We start from the raw sequence: 15,608 nt of genomic DNA, 5'->3' as shown, positions 1-15,608 counted from the left end.
GGCTGCGATGAATAATGACTATATGATGCAAATTCTCAAGTGCTTTTGTCAAGCATGATTGAGATGCTCTTACCCTGGCCTCGATATGAGGTTTATACCAATTAGGTAAATCAATGTGATCGGACGTGTCTCCTTCAAACCCAAGAATACCGTAAGCTCCATCTGAAACGATGACAGTAGGTCGCTCCCAATTGTCGTAGTGATGGAGACTATCGCCGAGATATAAAGTAACGTATTCGTCACTCCATGCAGAAAAATTAAAATTGGTATTGAGATTAGCTACTTTGCCACGACCAAAAGTGCTGCTCGCTTTGCGTTTTAAACTGCTGGGAGAATTCGCTTCAGGGTTACATCGACTCATTTGTTGATTTACGTGGTTCTAAAAATTCAGTAACTAATACCTTATCCTATTTTGGGATATCTGGTTGGTAAGACCCGTACAGTGTCGAACCCTGAGAGGCGACAGCCTCAGTGTTTCAATCCCTAATAGGGATTTATTGTGATTGTGGCAAAAAAGAGGTAAGAGCTCGCTCAACCTAACAAATCCTCAAAGGTAACTTTGGTCGCTCTACCCAGCCTACAAAAATTTTATATTTAAGTGGAAATACTTAACTTTACTAAATATGTACGTAAAGGCACAAAATGATGACTAACTATCTATCGCACAGAAAATTGTGATATGATACACGAAATTTCGCTCGGTGTAAATTCTACAGTCAATAAACTGACTCGATATCAATTTTTTTTATGATTCATAAAAGTAAATTACCAGTATAACTGGAGGCCGTTGAAATGTATGGTTTAGTTAATCGTGCGATTCAAGACATGGTATGCGAGCGTTTTGATGAAGCTACTTGGGAAAAAATTAAGCAAAAAGCGCAAGTCCTAGACAAGCAATTTCTCATTTTAGAAGCTTATCCTGATGATTTGACTCATCGTCTAGTTAAATCTGCCAGTGAAGTGCTTGGCTTGTCGGGTGCAGAAATTATGCAGGCATTTGGCGAATACTGGGTGAAATTTACTGCTACTGCAGGTTATCAAGAAATACTAGATATGGCTGGAGATACATTACCCGAATTTCTAGAAAATCTAGATGATTTACATATTCGGATTGGGGTGCAATTCCCTAAGTTGCGACCACCATCTTTTGAATGTACAGAAGTTGCGCGAAATGTTATCGAGCTGCATTATCGCTCTACACGGGAAGGTTTCGCACCAATGGTAGTCGGGTTAGTTAAAGGTTTGGGCGATCGCTTCGAGACAGCAGTTGAGATCGCACACACTCAATCCCGTGAAGCAGGATTCGAGCATGACATATTTCGGATTGAGTACAGATCGGAAGAGATTGTAAATGATTCATGACTAAGCCGCTATATACACTGAATCCCCAGATGTTTTGCGATATATTTCCATTTCATATAGGATTTAATCAAAATCTGGAGATTGTCCAAGTTGGCGAAGTATTGCAACGGACTCATCAGATACCGTTATTAGGTGAACAGATAGATCGACATTTTCAAATTCATCAGCCAGCGATCGCATTTAACTTTTTGACGATTCAGCAAAAACTCAAATCATTATTTATTCTGGAATCCCGACATAACTCTCTACGATTAAAGGGGCAAATGGTCGCTCTGAAAGAGGAGCGGGTGATCCTTTTTATCTGCTCTGTGTGGACTCCCGACTCAAGCCTACTCTCGAAATTAGCGGTTAAGTTGAAAGACTTTGCAATCCACGATTTGACTCCCGATTTTTTGTTTTTGCAACAAACTAGCCAAACAGCAATTCGGGAAGTTCAAAGCCTTACAGAAGAATTAACTAAGCAGAAAAACCAGCTTCAAGCATCACTAGAGGTTCAGAAAGAACTGACTTCTTTATCCCAAAGTCAAGCACAACATTTAAAGCAGGCATTGAGTGAACTCCAACAAACGCAATCACAGCTAATTCAAGCAGAGAAAATGTCTAGTTTAGGCCAGTTAGTTGCAGGAATTGCCCATGAAATTAATAATCCGGTCAACTTTATTCATGGTAACTTAAAATATCTGCAAGAGGATGTCCAAAACCTAATAAATTTATTACACCTTTATCAGAAATACTATCCGCAGCCACTATCGGAAATTGAAGAAGAAGCCGCCATAATAGATCTCATTTTTTTAGAACAGGATCTTCCTAAAATTCTTAATTCTATCAAAATTGGCAGTGAACGCATTCGCAAAATAGTTAATTCTCTCAGAAATTTCTCCCGCCACGATGAAGCGGAAATCAAACCTGTAGATATTCATTTTGGAATTGAGAGCACTTTGTTGATTTTGCAGCATCGACTGAAATCTAATGGTGAAGATCTAGAGATTCAAGTGATTAAACAATATGGTGAATTGCCTTTAGTCCAGTGCTACGCATCGGCAATTAATCAGGTATTTATGAATATTATCAGTAATGGCATAGATGCTTTGCGAGATGCACAAAAAAATTGTGCTGACTGGAACAAAGAACCCACCATTATTATTCGGACTTTAGTTAATGATTCTCAGAATTTGGTAGTGAGCATGGCTGACAATGGTATGGGTATGGAACAGTCGGTAATCAACAAGATATTTGAGCCATTTTTTACGAGGAAGCCAGTGGGAAGTGGTACGGGTTTGGGATTGTCAATTAGTTATTCGATTGTGGTGGAAAAGCACGGGGGTAAGTTAAGCTGTATTTCTGCACCGGGAGAAGGAGCAGAATTTGCGATCGAGATACCGCTCTAAATTCAAACCTGTAAGTTGAAACTCAAGCGGGCTGAAGCCGCTGAGATTCTTAAGAAATTGCTTCCTATCCTAAGTTTTGATGAGCCGATCCCTTGACGCTTTTTTGGGCAAACAATGCAAAAAATATCGTTTGCTCCGATCGCCCAAATGTATCACAGCGATATCTCAGTCACCGCAATATTACCCTCAAAACACACGTCAACATCAGTCCCCGCCGCCCGATCGCGCGAGCCATATTCTCCGGCATAATAAAAGTATTCTCCCTCCACCCGGTAAACCACAGGCAGCGGCTGCGTCGAAGGCTGACAAAACACAATTTCCGGTTCCGCACTTCCCGGCGCTAAATGTGGCAAATTCACATTCCAGAAACACCCCGACTTTGGTTCCCGGTTCAGCAAATGGGCCAACACCCGCGATGTCCAGCGAGTAGCGACATCCCAATCTATTTCCAGTGGCCTTTTAATCCGGTGGGAAATTGCGATTCCCGGAATACCGTGCATGGCTGCTTCCCGCACAGCCGCAACCGTACCCGAAATATACACGTCAACCCCCAAATTGCCACCTGCGTTAATACCCGAAAGCACCAAATCCGGCTTCGCACAAAGGTGATGAAGAGCAATACGCACGCAATCGGCAGGTGTTCCCCCTACAGCATATTCCACGGACGATCGCCGATCGACATGAATCGGACTGTGAGCCGTCACCTGATGCCCGCAGCCCGACAATTGCCCCTGCGGAGCCACCATAATTGTTTTGCCTTCTACAGCCTGCAAAAGTGCCTGAATCCCCGGAGCGTCTATGCCGTCGTCGTTGGTTAAAATTATCATTGAAAATTTGTCTGTTAGTAACGTTATTGTGTCACTGGCGGGCGAGTCGAGGCAATCTCAAATTGTAGGGTGTCGCGGGGATTCTGTCGATTTTAGATTTTAGATTTACTCCACAGATGAATCTTGGAGATTGAACAACAGCCTAAATTTTGGGTTCTCCACGCCGTACTTTAGTGGCTCAAACCCGCTATCTGCGCCCGGGAAGAGTTACTAATTCCATATTTACTTTCGCGTACATCAGGCGATCGACCAACACATTTCTCAATATTTGTATAATATATTACTTACTGTTAGTAACATTACGTAGTCAGCGGTTGTGACAACCGATGATACCGAAAGTTGCAATAACGGATAGTTAGGCGTGGAATGCCTCAGCAGCAGTCATCCTAGCCTTGGCGATACAACCAAGTTTACGAAAGGTTTATTCTTAAACCTCGCAAAATATTGTTTTGGTAAAGGTATCAAAAATGTATAGACAAAGACCTTCACATGATAGATGATGTAAATACATACCGAAAGAAATCAATAAAGTCAATCCCCCAACGATATAAAAAAGGATTACTCTTATGAAAACCAACTTCGCCCAACCACTAACCGCCTGTATAGCTACTGCTGGTTTAGTTGTTGCTTCTTCCTTACTAACTGCAACGCAAGCCCAAGCATTCAGTTTATCCGTGGCTCCTGAGTACGGTACGACCAACGGCATTGGCACCGGCGCTACTGCAACATTGGACTTCAACGTTGTCCAAAGTGGAGCCGACTTACTTTTGAATTTGGGCATCACCAATACCACTGGCACTCAGGCTACAGCCGGTGGTGCAACAAACTCTTCTCTCGTTGGCGTGGCCTTTGACGTATTGACGGGCGTTACTGCATCGGTTAAATCGACCGCAGGCAGCAATTTTACAGCGTTTTGGAACAATGTTGATATTAGTGGCTTGCACAACGGTTTCGACTATGGCATTAGCACTCCGCGCAATAGCTTTAATGGTGGAAACGCTAATGGAGGCTTATATAAAAATCAGTCTTCTTTGGTTAGCTTTTTGCTAACTGGCAGCAGTCTAAGTGCGGCTCAGGCAGAAAGTGCTTTCTTGACGGGATTCCAGAATGGTACGCTCAAGGCAGGGGTTCGCTTCCAACAGGTAGCTGGGTCTAATGTTGGTAAGAGTGACAAAGTTATGGCCGGAGTTTCGGCTGATGCTGAGCCAGTACCCGAACCAACTACTATTGCAGGCATGGTGATGGGGTTGGGAAGTTTAGTAGCAGCACGCCGCAAGCAGGCAAAAAAAGCTCTTGCTTAAATTTTCTCAGGGGTGCAGGTCATCCATCGGCAGAAAAGCTCGTCGCATTTCTAGTGGATTCAGGTTAACTTCTAGTATCAACTCATAAGAGCCAGCGCAGCTATAGTGCTTCTGGCTCTTATTTTTGTTCTTCACCTTGACAAAATGTAGATTTTGTCAAGGTGAAGAACAAAAAATTTGCGAGACCCGAATTTCCCAAAAAATTGACCTAAAATCCCAAAATCCCCAGAAAATATCAACCAACTTGTGGTAAGGTTTTTTGTCGGTTGCTATGTGGTAATCTTCTGCAAGTTCAGTTAAACGCGCTCTCAGCAATGTTTTTGCCAATTTTCCCCCTCGCTCAAACAATCGCCGCACCTCCCACCCAACAGCAACTGCTGATCCAGCCAGAAGTCCCCCTACCCGAAAACGAACTGGATTTACCGCCACAGCCCAGCAGCAGCTTGCTAAAAACGGTAACTGTGCCCCAGCAAGTGCGCGTTTTGCCGGGACAACTCGACAACATCCCGGTTTTCAACAGCAACAGCCCCGAAGTTGTACAAACCGAAGGCATTTTGCTCTCCACATTTCCCCCGGAAGCAAAACAAGTACCTTCTGCACACTTAAACTTTCCCTTCAAAGGCCGATTTGACATCTTTGCCCACCACATCGCCAAAGCTAAAAATCGCACCGAAACTCGCACCTTATTTCAAGGAATAATTGTCCACAATCCTAACTCCGAACCTGTTACTTTAAAAGTCTTGCAAGGAGCGACTTATTTAACTCGGCCGGATGCGTTGTTTGTCGATTTGCCGTCGTATTTAGAAAATAGATTCGGCACTGTGTTTGCGGGGCCTGGAAGCCGCATCACAAGTGATGTGCTGCGGGGGTTCAGACAAGCCATTTTGCCCGCTGCGATCGAGATTCCGGCGAATCAGAGCCGAATGCTGATGAATTTGCCGATACCTGTGGGGAATGTCACGCCTGCTTCCAACGGTCGATCGACTTTAATGCGAATGTCGAGCAGCAATTCGGTTTATGTAGCATCATTAGCAATGTTTGCTCCTCAAAGTCAAGGAGGAGTAGAACAATATCCGACTTTAGAAGAGTGGGAAAATATTTTAAATACCAAAGGTTTAGCAGGGCCCAGAGATTTGGCACCAACTCCCAGAGGCGAAAATCCGCTGCAAAAAATTTACGGCCGCGTGGCGGGAGTAGCTGAAGGTTCGGAGTGGAAAGCTAAAATTACTGATAATTCGAGAACCGATTATTTAACTATTCCCAAGCGCGGCGAGTCATTTTCCTATGCTCTGAGCACTACGGATACGGGTACTTTTGGCACAGGTCAAATTCAAAGCGCTAAAATGTTAGCTCGCTATCCCGATACTGCTTATTTTGCTCACGGCAATTACGGAATTCAATACAACTTAGCTTTTCCGCTTTATAACAAATCTCGCGAGTCTCAATCGGTGAGTATTAGAATGCAAACACCGATTAAAACAAATACAAAATCGGGGGGATTGATGTTTTACGATCCGCCGGAAAATCGGATATTTTTCCGAGGTACGGTGCGGGTGATATTTAATGACGATACGGGTAAGACTTTGACGCGCTACATTCACATTGTGCAGCGCCGGGGACAGCAGGGGGAACCTTTGGTGAATGTGAATATGAAGCCGGGGGAACGCCGTTTGGTGCAGGTGGATTTCTTGTATCCGCCGGATGCGACGCCGCCGCAAGTCTTGACTGTGCGATCGAGTAATTAGTTTGTAGTCAGTAGTCAAAGGTTTGTAGTGAGGATTTTAGTCCGCATCAAGAAAAACTAAAATGTAGTCCATTTGGCTTTTTTTTACCTGCTCACGCACTTGCCCATGTAGCACTCTCATCAGCTCTTCTATCATTCATTCCCTGTGCTCGCCACTGCAAGTAAAGCCAATATACGGCCCTTGTAAGGGAGCCAATCCTTGGGTAGGTCTTACCAATTGCAGCCATTTTTTAGTTGATAGAAGATTCCATCTAAGATTTCTCTTTTTGTCCAGTTACATGGTTTTAGTTAGCTTCTTCCTGGGCAATATCTCATGTAGTATGGGTTCAATTATTTCCCATTCTGAATCCGTTAGACTGCTACAATAAGGCATGGCTGCTGCTGGATAATGCTTTTGCGGTCACGTATAACAGCGTAAAAGATGTCAAACGGGTTTTATGGAGGCTCAAAACCTTTGCACCTTGGTTGTTCGTCTCTGGCTAAATTTGGGAATTCACCAATAAACCTACTATTTTTCAAGCTGTGTAGCATCGTTTTTCCACTGCGTACACTTTTTCAGCAAGCCCTAAGTAGAAATCATTGACAAACGTCTTCAGATGAAACCCTTGCCTGACAAGGCTTTCAGAGATAGCGTGAAAAGTAAGGACAACATCCGTTGCACCAAAAAGTCGCGCCACTCCGTTCTTAGATTGAACCCGATCGCCTTTGACCAGTTTGTTTGGTTTAAAATATAATAAAGTTTTTCCTGAATCATGAGAAAATAAATTTTACTGGCATATCTATAGGGGAACATCCATCATGGCAAGAAGTAGTAGCGGATTTTGGAGCGATTTCTGGAAGTTTTTAGTTCAGGGAAATGTCCTTGAACTGGCAGTTGCCGTCATCATTGGTGGAGCCTTTGGAAAAATCATTGATTCTTTAGTCAAAGATATTATTACTCCCATTCTTCTTAATCCTGCTTTAACGGCTGCGGGAGCTAAAGACCTGGAAAGTTGGGCACCAGGAGGTATAAAATGGGGTGTTTTCCTGGCATCTGTAATTAGTTTTGTGATTATCGCCTTTGTTATTTTTCTATTACTCCGAAGCGTAGAATCTGCAAAAAAAAGATTAATTCGTCGGCAAGCAGCAGAAGCAGAAGCAGAAGTTGCACTTGTTGATGCTGCTACTCTCAACCAGGAAAAGATGACAGAAGTTTTAGAACGCTTAGCAAAAGCATTGGAATCGCGTGGTATTTAGAGACTACGTAAGTAACCAAACGAAATTAATTAGATAAAGACTCTTTACCTTGTAAGGCTTTCAGGGGATATTTTGTGTGATTAATTTTGTACAACTACTTAATACTTGATTTTTAGGGGATGCAGGCAAAAGTTTAGGCTGTTATCTCCTTTTTTGCACACTCACACTAAAGATATTTCAAAAGCCTTCTTTGCGATTTCGTAACCGGCATCCTGAATCCAAAGTTTGGTGGTGATAAACAGTATTTTTCATAATTTTTCTTTTACGTGTTTCCGAATTGCGTGCTTTTTTAACGCTGAGAAATTACACGTTATTAACGTTCAATTTGGAGATGCTTTCTTTATTATCGAGGGTATGGCTGTAGGCATAGTTCAGCCCTATAGAACCCATTTGACATCTATTCCAGACTTATTACCACAACTAGGTTTGGGGCGAATCAGTAGAATCCTAAATTTAGGCTAGAATAGTTGCCCTGTAAGGATTTCACAAAAGATGTCAAATGGGTTCTATAATAATAAAAATCATTTTTGCAATACTGAGATGTTCCTGACTGAAGTCCTGACTACGAACCTCAGAGTAAGGTTTGTAGTCAGGACTTTAGTCCTAATTAAAGTGTCAAAGATTGAGGATTTGTCTCAATCAATTTGGCTAAATCTTGCAAGAAAGATGCAGCGTCAGCACCGTAAATAATCCGGTGATCGCAAGTAATATTCACCTGCATTTGGCGCTTCACTCCCATCAAACCATCTTCATTAGCCACTACTTGCGGCCGCGAAGAACCGATCGCCAAAATCGAGCCTTGATTCGGTGGCAAAATCGCGTCAAACTTGTCTACACCAAACATTCCCAAATTGGAAAGAGTGAAAGTTCCCGTGCTGTACTCATCAGGCTTCAACTGCTTGGTGCGGGCGCGATCGACTAAATCCTTCCAAGTGCGCGAAAGCGAATAAATATCGAGGCGATCGGCATTTTGCAACACCGGCGTAATCAAACCACCGCCGTCCATCGCCACAGCTACCGCCACATTAATATCAGCACGGTATTGAATCCCGGACTCCACATAAGAAGCATTCAGCAGAGGATGTTTTTGTAAAGTTACTGCTACAGCCTTCGCCAGCATAGCCGTCATCGTGACGCCCTTCGACTTAATTTGTTTGTAGAGTTTGTCGAGATTATCAGTAGTAATTGTGTAACCCACGCGGAAAGACGGCACGCTCAAACTTGCTTCCATATTCCGCACCACCGCATTTTGCAGCGCATTCATCGGTACTCTTTGGCCCGAAAGTGCGATCGCCGGGACTGCTGCGGGGGCGGGTTTGGCTGCTGCGGGGGCGGGTGCTGCGGGTGCCGGTGCGGGTGCTGCGGGGACTGTTACCGCTTGCTGAACCGGTGCGGGTTGGGCTTTGCCGGCTGCTGCTTCCACATCCTCTGCGACAATGCGACCGTTGGGCCCGCTGCCTTTGATAGAATTCAAATCTACTTTAAATTCTTTGGCTAACTTGCGAGCGCGGGGAGAAACGACGCTGCGGCCATTTTGGCGACTAACATTTTGCTGCAAACCTGCTGACGATGTAGCTGCGCTGACAGGAGCGGGGCTGGGAGCCGGGGCGGCTGCTGCGCTTGGGGCTGCGGCTCCTTGCTGCTGAGCTGTGGCGATTTCGGCTTCTGTTTCTGCTACGAGGGCGATTGCTGCGCCCACCGGAGCAACTTCGCCCGCAGGTACGATAATTATTGCTAAATAGCCTTCGTAGAAAGACTCCACGTCCATGTCGGCTTTGTCGGATTCAACGACTACCACCGTTTCGCCTTTTTCTACTTTGTCTCCGGCGGATTTGACCCAGGAAACAATTTTGCCCTCTGTCATTGTTGAACTCAGGGCTGGCATGAAAACTTCGCGAATCATCTGTAAAAAGTCCTTGTGTGTTGGTAATAGGTAATAGGTAATCGGTATTTGGCAATTGATAATTGGCGACCGGCCACCGGCAATACTTATTATTATGCCAGTCTCTCGAATTCTTGATGTGTGACTGTTGACTCAAAATCAATTGCCAATTACCGATCGCCAATTACCACTTACCAATTTCTAAATATCACCTCGAATTTCTTCGACTATGCCGTCGCGGAGGAGAATTTCTACTTGCATTTTTTGAATCAAGTTTTCTCCCAGCCCGACAGTGAACGTGCCGTCAATTTGACCTTGACTCACTTCTTGCTCGAGGTCTAGCACCTGCACTTGCTGAAGCTGTTGCAGGTTTTGGTTTTTCTGTTCTAGCAGTTCGCTTTTTCTTTGATTCACCTGCACTTGAATGTTTTCTATTTGCTGCTGTACTTGCGGGCCTGGGGGCTGTAGATTTTGCTGTTTGATTTCTGAAACCATCCGCTGCCCTTGCATTTCTAACTGTTGTAGCTGAGAGTCTATTTGGTTGATTTGGGCTTGGAGTTGCTGTTGAGCTTCTTCTTTCCAGCGGGGAGTAACGACGACTTTAACGTTAATCGATCGCTTCAAGAGTAATTGTGGTTCCATAAAGTTGTTGCTTGTCAATTAGGAATTAGGCATTAGTCTTGGGCCATTAGTTGGTAAATATGAACTAATGGCCCAGGACTGAGGACTCGGACTCAGGACTCGGGTGTTGGGATAATTTTTTCTTTTCCATTCCCCAAGTCCTGCGAATATTTCAAAACATCCCGTCAATCATATCGCGGTAGTGTTGCGTCACAACCGGGCGCTTAATTTTCAGGGTCTGGGTCAACATTCCATTTTCGATCGAAAATGGCTCCTGAATCAACCGGAACGTGCCGATGCGATCGTCCGCGCGGTATCCAGGGCGATTTTGCACCTCTCGGTTCAATTCTTGGCGGAATAAATTTTGAATTGTCTTGCTATTCCAGTCAATTTCGTGTAAAGGGGGATTCTGAGTTTCTGCCCATTTCTGCACAGCTTCTGCATTGGGGACAATTAAGGCGCCGACGGATTTCTGGTCTTGACCTACTAGCATAATTTGGTCGATGTAGGGGCTGCGGACGCAGGCGTCTTCTATGGGCTGGGGTTCGATGTTTTCACCGTTGCTGAGGACGATCGTATCTTTGGCCCGCCCGGTCAAGATTAAGTCGTTTCCCGGTGTCAGCCAGCCCAAATCCCCGGTGTCGAACCAGCCTTCGGAGTCGATCGCCTTGGCAGTCGCTTGGGGATTAAGATAATAACCTGCCATAATTTGCGGCCCCCGCGCCAATACCAAACCGCGCTGGCCTGTGGGCAGTTGCTGTCTGGTTTCTGGGTCTACTATTTTAATTTCCGTATGGGCGATCGGCTGTCCAGCGGAACCTTTAAGATTGTGCCAAGGGCGACGCACAGTTAAAACCGGCGAAGTTTCGGTTAAACCGTATCCCACCAACAAGCCGATATTCGCTATTTCAAAGAAATTGTCTAAATGCGTTGCCAAAGAACCGCCGCCGCTAATTGCCCATTTTAAGCGTCCCCCTGTAGCTTCCCTGACTTTTTTGTAAACCAGTTTTTCGGCGAGGGCGTGTACGGGCGACAACAGAATGCTTTTGGTGCGGGCGATTAGTTTTTCGGACGCAGAAGCCGATTTCAAACTGAGAGTTAATCCTTGGCAAATGCGGCGGGATTCTATGTATTGCTGGCTGGCAGATAACAGGAAATTAACCAATTTTTGTTTGTTAGGTGGCTGTTCCCGAAATTGCTTTTGTACGGCCTCGTAAATCGATTCCCAGATGCGCGGAACGCTGACCATGTACTGGGGTTTGTAAGTTTTAAAGTCTTGTTTGAAATAGCGAATATTGGTGTAAATTTGCGTGCATCCTTGGGAAAGCAGGAAGTATTCGACGCTGCGTTCGTAGGCGTGCCAACTGGGCAGAATGCTGAGGACGCCGTCGCCGCCTTCGGGCTGGAGAATTGTGCCCAAGGTGTTGAGTTGGTGCAGCAGATTGCCGTGAGTCAACATGACGCCTTTGGGTTTGCCGGTGGTGCCGCTGGTGTAGAGGAGGGTGGCAAGGGTTTGAGGCTTGTGGTTGGTAGGTTTGAGGGGACGGTTTGCCCCTGTGGTCATCACTTGGGAAAATTTGACTGTGCTTAGGGTTTGGCTGGTTTCCGGTTCTTCGTCGGAGAGGAGGACGATGAGTTGGATGGGCAAATCTGGGAGGCGGTGTTGCAGTTTTTTCAGTAATGCCAGGTTTTCGACTACCAAGGCGGTGCTGCCGCTGTCTTGGATGATGTACAGGAGTTCTTCGGGGTCGGCGGTGGCGCCTCGAACGGCGTTGGCGCCCCCGGCCATCATGATACCTTGGTCGGCTATCAGCCAGCGGGGACTGTTGTCTGCGAAGAGGGCGACGCGGGGAGGGACTGCTTCTTCGGGATTTGGTTCGATGCCGAGGGCTTGTAAGCCGGCGGCGAATTGCTGGATTTGTTGGTACAGGTCGGTGTAGGTGAGTTTGATTTCTGGCTGGCTGTGGGGGTCGTGGAGGGCGACGGTTTGACCGAATTTTTGTTTGACGATCGCCCAAATTTCGGGTACTGATTGGATGGAACTGTAATCAATTAGGCGGCTGAGGTTAGCGCGATCGCGATCGGTCATTTGATAGGATGTGTTGTTCATAAGGATTTTTGCGATTTGTGTGAGATTAAAGTGTTGTTTGTGAATCTATTATTAATTTATATCTGAAGGGGCGCGAGCGAACCGGGACAGTTTGCATACCTGTCTGTACCTGAGAGTATCTATGTTTGGTGATTTGTTATCTTTTCATCGATCTGGTTGAGGCAGAAACCGGGTTTTTTGCAAAAATCTTCGATCGCAACTTTTAATATCGATAAAAAACCCGGTTTCTTTGGTATTTGATGCACAATTATTCATTTAGCAAACAAAGTTAAACAGAAATATATGAATTTACGAAAGTTGATAGTAGTTGCTTTGAGTGCGATCGTACCCTTATTTGGAAATGCGCTTTACTCCGAATTTGCGATGGCGCAACCGGAAAACAACAGGCGAACCTTTGCCGATTGGTGCCGCCAAAAAGCTGATTTAAGTCCAGAAACCAAACATACTGTTGATGTGTTGTTGAAGGAAGCAGGGACTAATGATTGCGATACGGGCGATCGGAAACTTTCTAGTCTCGCGACGCTCGACCTCAGCCGCAATCAGATCGGCGATATCAAACCGCTAGCATCCTTGACTAACCTGAAGAAGCTCTATCTCAGCTTCAATAAAATCACTGACATCAAACCGCTAGCATCCTTGACTAACCTGACTTGGCTAGTCATCGACAACAATACTATCGGGGACATCAAACCGCTAGCATCCTTGACTAACCTGACTGAACTTCTCCTCTACAACAATAAAATCACTGACATCAAACCGCTAGCATCCTTGACTAACCTAACTGTACTCTTCCTCGACAAAAATCAGATCGTCGGCATAGAACCGTTAGCATCCTTGACTAACCTGACTGTTCTCAGCCTTCCCAACAATACTATCGGGGACATCAAGCCACTAGCATCCTTGACTAACCTGACTTGGCTCCTTCTCGACAACAATACTATCGGGGACATCAAACCGCTAGCATCCTTGACTAACCTGGAGAGGCTCCACCTAGACAACAATCAGATCCGTGACATCAAACCGCTAGTATCCTTGACTGAGCTCAAGAAGCTCTATCTCAGCTTCAATAAAATTACTGACATCAAACCGCTAGCATCCTTGACTAACCTGACGAAGCTCGAGCTCCACGGCAATGCGATCGGCGATATCAAACCGCTAGCACCTTTGACTAACCTGACTTGGCTCGACCTCCCCGGCAATCAGATCGGGGACATCAAACCGCTAGTATCTTTGACTAACCTGACTTGGCTCGACCTCAGAGACAATCAGATCGGCGACATCAAACCGCTAGCATCCTTGACTAAACTGACCGATCTCTACCTCAGCGGAAATCCGATCGCACCCAAGACTTGTCCTCTCAAGCCAGAGTCTATCTGTACGTGGGAACCACTATCCAAACCATAAAACTTGAAAATGACGCCCGATCGCACTTAAATGTTTCAGTCGCGGCTGTGCTGCCGATCAAGTACGATCGCCAATTCTATCCTCACATCGGCTTCAGTCAGGGGGAGATTGTCGGGAAGGTCGATCGTAATTTGCATGATCGATAGTACCTTTTAATTTCAATTGTCTCTGAAGTGCGATCGTTACATATTCATTAAACTTTGATTCATACGGTGTATTCTTCAAGATTAAAACGAGTATATCTGTCAGCACTTTAACATAGCTGGGTGCTTAGGGTACACCTTAACCCAATAAAATTGAACTCTTGTGGAACAGGCATCTTGCCTGTTCATGAATCTCATGCAATATCTCAGATTTAAGCGACCTTGCGCGGTGCATCAACCATCGGCGCAGTACCAAACAAATGTCTGAGATAACTGCGACTGAGCTCTCGGTTCCAGCGCCGCAAACGCACCATCACTCGTGTGAATGTAAAAGTCAATTCCAACACCAAAGAAAGCTGTTTGAGACTAAGTGAAGTATTAAACACATCGTTACCATGCGTGCGTTCAATCTGATGGTGTTTCAGCAAAGCAATCAGGTTTTTGGTAGAGCCTTTTAGTTGATTGAAATAACTCTGGGAGAATGCCCAGCGACTGAAACCCCAAAACTTAGCCAAATGATTGAGCTCATCCTGTAAAGGCTGGGAAATTGCCTGTTGCAACGCTCCAGTTGAGTGTACCATCAACCATAAATAAACAGAAGTAGCTCCCCACTCGGTACTCAGGCGACTAATCACGTGTTTATAGGTATCTTGCCAAGCGTCACCTGTGGATTGACAGCCATTCACAGAGTTGGGTTTTACTTGCAGTTTTTCCCCTGTAAGTTGCTGGTAAATTTTCCTAAATGTCGGGCAATGTTGGCGTTCTTCTTTTTCCCAGACACCTATCTCTAGAATGTTGCCATTGTCATCAAAAATTCCTCCCATAAACCGCGCCATTTGCGGGTAAATATGCTGTAAGTAGCACCAGCTTTCTCTACCGTAGCTGCGGATGGGAGCTTCAATTTCTGCCGCACTTGCCAATATTTGCAAAAAGATTTCTGGCTTGACACCAATAATTTGGTCGCGATTGATTCTTTGCCAATCTATGGGTTCCCAAGGGCGGGGATGCGGGGTGGAAAATTGCTGGGGTAGATCGGAAAGTCGATCGCTCAAAACTTCCAATGACATATAATGGTCGATGAGCGAGTTAATCCTGGCCCGACTTTGCAAATAGCGAGGGCTTTGATACTGATTACCAGCCAAATCAATTGTATACACCTTACCAGTAGCTTTCATTGTTTCTGCCTGTTCGTGACTTTTACAGCTATTGTGCAAAAGGCATTTGGGAAGTTGCAATGAGTAACGTGCAGGCTGCTCAATTACTAGCAGTTGCCTCGACTGAGCCGAACTCAGGTGAAACGGCCTGAAGTAGGGTGAACTAAGCAACACATGATACGGCTAAGATATGCGGCAGAGTAGGCTTCCTCTAATAAATTGTCTATACTTCAGTCTTGACTAATTCCATAAGTAGAAAGTTGGTGGTGCTGGCATTGCAAAAATTTTTGATTTTTAGAACCACGTAGCACGTCTAAGCGGTTGCACATTTAAACTGTCATACAAGCATTACCCTTGTTGTAAGGATTCAGGTCTTTGATTGGGGAACAAGAGAAGGCATGAAAAAGTTACAAGAATGGGCAGATATAGCCTTACG

Annotated in this window: 12 protein-coding genes and 1 pseudogene; 6 read left to right on the top strand and 7 right to left on the bottom strand. The window is 45.1% G+C overall.

Annotated elements, in window-relative coordinates; genetic code table 11:
• A pseudogene (locus QUA36_RS29270) lies at window positions 1-361 on the bottom strand (hypothetical protein); the annotation flags it as partial.
• Window positions 362-792: 431 nt separating this feature from the next.
• Here QUA36_RS29270 and QUA36_RS29265 point away from each other — a divergent pair.
• Window positions 793-1,362: a heme NO-binding domain-containing protein gene (locus QUA36_RS29265; RefSeq protein WP_333166429.1), complete on the top strand. Its 570-nt coding sequence runs from the start codon at window positions 793-795 to the stop codon at window positions 1,360-1,362.
• On the top strand, window positions 1,359-2,750 hold the full coding sequence (locus QUA36_RS29260; protein WP_333459931.1) for an ATP-binding protein: 1,392 nt from the start codon (window positions 1,359-1,361) through the stop codon (window positions 2,748-2,750). The genes QUA36_RS29265 and QUA36_RS29260 overlap by 4 nt, the downstream gene beginning before the upstream one ends.
• A 152-nt stretch (window positions 2,751-2,902) precedes the next feature.
• On the opposite strand, the gene surE is transcribed toward QUA36_RS29260, so the two are convergent.
• Window positions 2,903-3,577 carry a 5'/3'-nucleotidase SurE gene (gene surE, locus QUA36_RS29255; RefSeq protein ID WP_333166413.1) on the bottom strand — a complete coding sequence of 225 codons (675 nt, stop codon included), beginning with the start codon at window positions 3,575-3,577 and terminating at the stop codon, window positions 2,903-2,905.
• Window positions 3,578-4,143: 566 nt separating this feature from the next.
• Here surE and QUA36_RS29250 point away from each other — a divergent pair.
• From QUA36_RS29250 to mscL, 3 genes are all read left to right on the top strand, one after another.
• The gene (locus tag QUA36_RS29250; protein ID WP_333459930.1) at window positions 4,144-4,878 is read left to right on the top strand and encodes a PEP-CTERM sorting domain-containing protein; all 735 of its coding nucleotides are present in this window, start codon (window positions 4,144-4,146) and stop codon (window positions 4,876-4,878) included.
• Between the two features lie 314 nt (window positions 4,879-5,192).
• Window positions 5,193-6,623 carry a DUF3370 domain-containing protein gene (locus tag QUA36_RS29245; RefSeq protein WP_333459929.1) on the top strand — a complete coding sequence of 477 codons (1,431 nt, stop codon included), beginning with the start codon at window positions 5,193-5,195 and terminating at the stop codon, window positions 6,621-6,623.
• Between the two features lie 797 nt (window positions 6,624-7,420).
• Window positions 7,421-7,858, top strand: a complete 438-nt coding sequence (mscL, locus tag QUA36_RS29240) for a large conductance mechanosensitive channel protein MscL (protein ID WP_194067975.1) — start codon at window positions 7,421-7,423, stop codon at window positions 7,856-7,858.
• Window positions 7,859-8,465: 607 nt separating this feature from the next.
• On the opposite strand, the gene QUA36_RS29235 is transcribed toward mscL, so the two are convergent.
• The 3 genes from QUA36_RS29235 to QUA36_RS29225 all read right to left on the bottom strand — a co-directional run bounded on the left by QUA36_RS29235 (window position 8,466) and on the right by QUA36_RS29225 (window position 12,471).
• Window positions 8,466-9,761, bottom strand: a complete 1,296-nt coding sequence (locus tag QUA36_RS29235; RefSeq protein ID WP_333227784.1) for a dihydrolipoamide acetyltransferase family protein — start codon at window positions 9,759-9,761, stop codon at window positions 8,466-8,468.
• A 180-nt stretch (window positions 9,762-9,941) separates the two neighbouring features.
• Entirely contained in the window at window positions 9,942-10,382 is a 441-nt protein-coding gene (locus QUA36_RS29230) for a YlqD family protein (protein ID WP_242722909.1), read from the bottom strand.
• A gap of 151 nt (window positions 10,383-10,533) precedes the next feature.
• The gene (locus QUA36_RS29225; protein ID WP_333459928.1) at window positions 10,534-12,471 is read right to left on the bottom strand and encodes a long-chain fatty acid--CoA ligase; all 1,938 of its coding nucleotides are present in this window, start codon (window positions 12,469-12,471) and stop codon (window positions 10,534-10,536) included.
• Window positions 12,472-12,753: 282 nt separating this feature from the next.
• Between QUA36_RS29225 and QUA36_RS29220 the strand changes: the two genes are divergently transcribed.
• Window positions 12,754-13,875 (top strand): leucine-rich repeat domain-containing protein, encoded by a 1,122-nt coding sequence (locus tag QUA36_RS29220; protein WP_333459927.1) that lies wholly within the window; start codon window positions 12,754-12,756, stop codon window positions 13,873-13,875.
• A gap of 355 nt (window positions 13,876-14,230) precedes the next feature.
• Here the strand turns inward: QUA36_RS29220 and QUA36_RS29215 are convergent, their stop codons facing one another.
• Both QUA36_RS29215 and QUA36_RS31485 read right to left on the bottom strand, forming a co-directional pair.
• Complete coding sequence (locus QUA36_RS29215; protein ID WP_333459926.1) at window positions 14,231-15,346, bottom strand: hypothetical protein; 1,116 nt, start codon at window positions 15,344-15,346, stop codon at window positions 14,231-14,233.
• A gap of 56 nt (window positions 15,347-15,402) precedes the next feature.
• The gene (locus tag QUA36_RS31485; RefSeq protein WP_445243688.1) at window positions 15,403-15,501 is read right to left on the bottom strand and encodes an RQC domain-containing protein; all 99 of its coding nucleotides are present in this window, start codon (window positions 15,499-15,501) and stop codon (window positions 15,403-15,405) included.
• Window positions 15,502-15,608: the final 107 nt, after the last annotated feature.

The sequence above is a fragment of the Microcoleus sp. Pol10D4 genome (genome assembly GCF_036701555.1).
Lineage (GTDB): Bacteria > Cyanobacteriota > Cyanobacteriia > Cyanobacteriales > Microcoleaceae > Microcoleus.
Note: the sequence above shows the minus strand (reverse complement) of the source record. Positions and strands in the feature narration are given on the sequence as shown.

Bases quoted from the DNA above. Each gene is read 5' to 3' on its own strand.
- surE (WP_333166413.1), bottom strand. From the start codon at position 3,577: ATGATAATTTTAACCAACGACGACGGCATAGACGCTCCGGGGATTCAG.
- QUA36_RS29260 (WP_333459931.1), top strand. From the start codon at position 1,359: ATGACTAAGCCGCTATATACACTGAATCCCCAGATGTTTTGCGATATA.
- QUA36_RS29230 (WP_242722909.1), bottom strand. From the start codon at position 10,382: ATGGAACCACAATTACTCTTGAAGCGATCGATTAACGTTAAAGTCGTC.
- QUA36_RS29245 (WP_333459929.1), top strand. From the start codon at position 5,193: ATGTTTTTGCCAATTTTCCCCCTCGCTCAAACAATCGCCGCACCTCCC.
- QUA36_RS29225 (WP_333459928.1), bottom strand. From the start codon at position 12,471: ATGAACAACACATCCTATCAAATGACCGATCGCGATCGCGCTAACCTC.
- QUA36_RS29250 (WP_333459930.1), top strand. From the start codon at position 4,144: ATGAAAACCAACTTCGCCCAACCACTAACCGCCTGTATAGCTACTGCT.
- mscL (WP_194067975.1), top strand. From the start codon at position 7,421: ATGGCAAGAAGTAGTAGCGGATTTTGGAGCGATTTCTGGAAGTTTTTA.
- QUA36_RS29265 (WP_333166429.1), top strand. From the start codon at position 793: ATGTATGGTTTAGTTAATCGTGCGATTCAAGACATGGTATGCGAGCGT.
- QUA36_RS29235 (WP_333227784.1), bottom strand. From the start codon at position 9,761: ATGATTCGCGAAGTTTTCATGCCAGCCCTGAGTTCAACAATGACAGAG.
- QUA36_RS29220 (WP_333459927.1), top strand. From the start codon at position 12,754: ATGAATTTACGAAAGTTGATAGTAGTTGCTTTGAGTGCGATCGTACCC.
- QUA36_RS31485 (WP_445243688.1), bottom strand. From the start codon at position 15,501: ATGTGCAACCGCTTAGACGTGCTACGTGGTTCTAAAAATCAAAAATTT.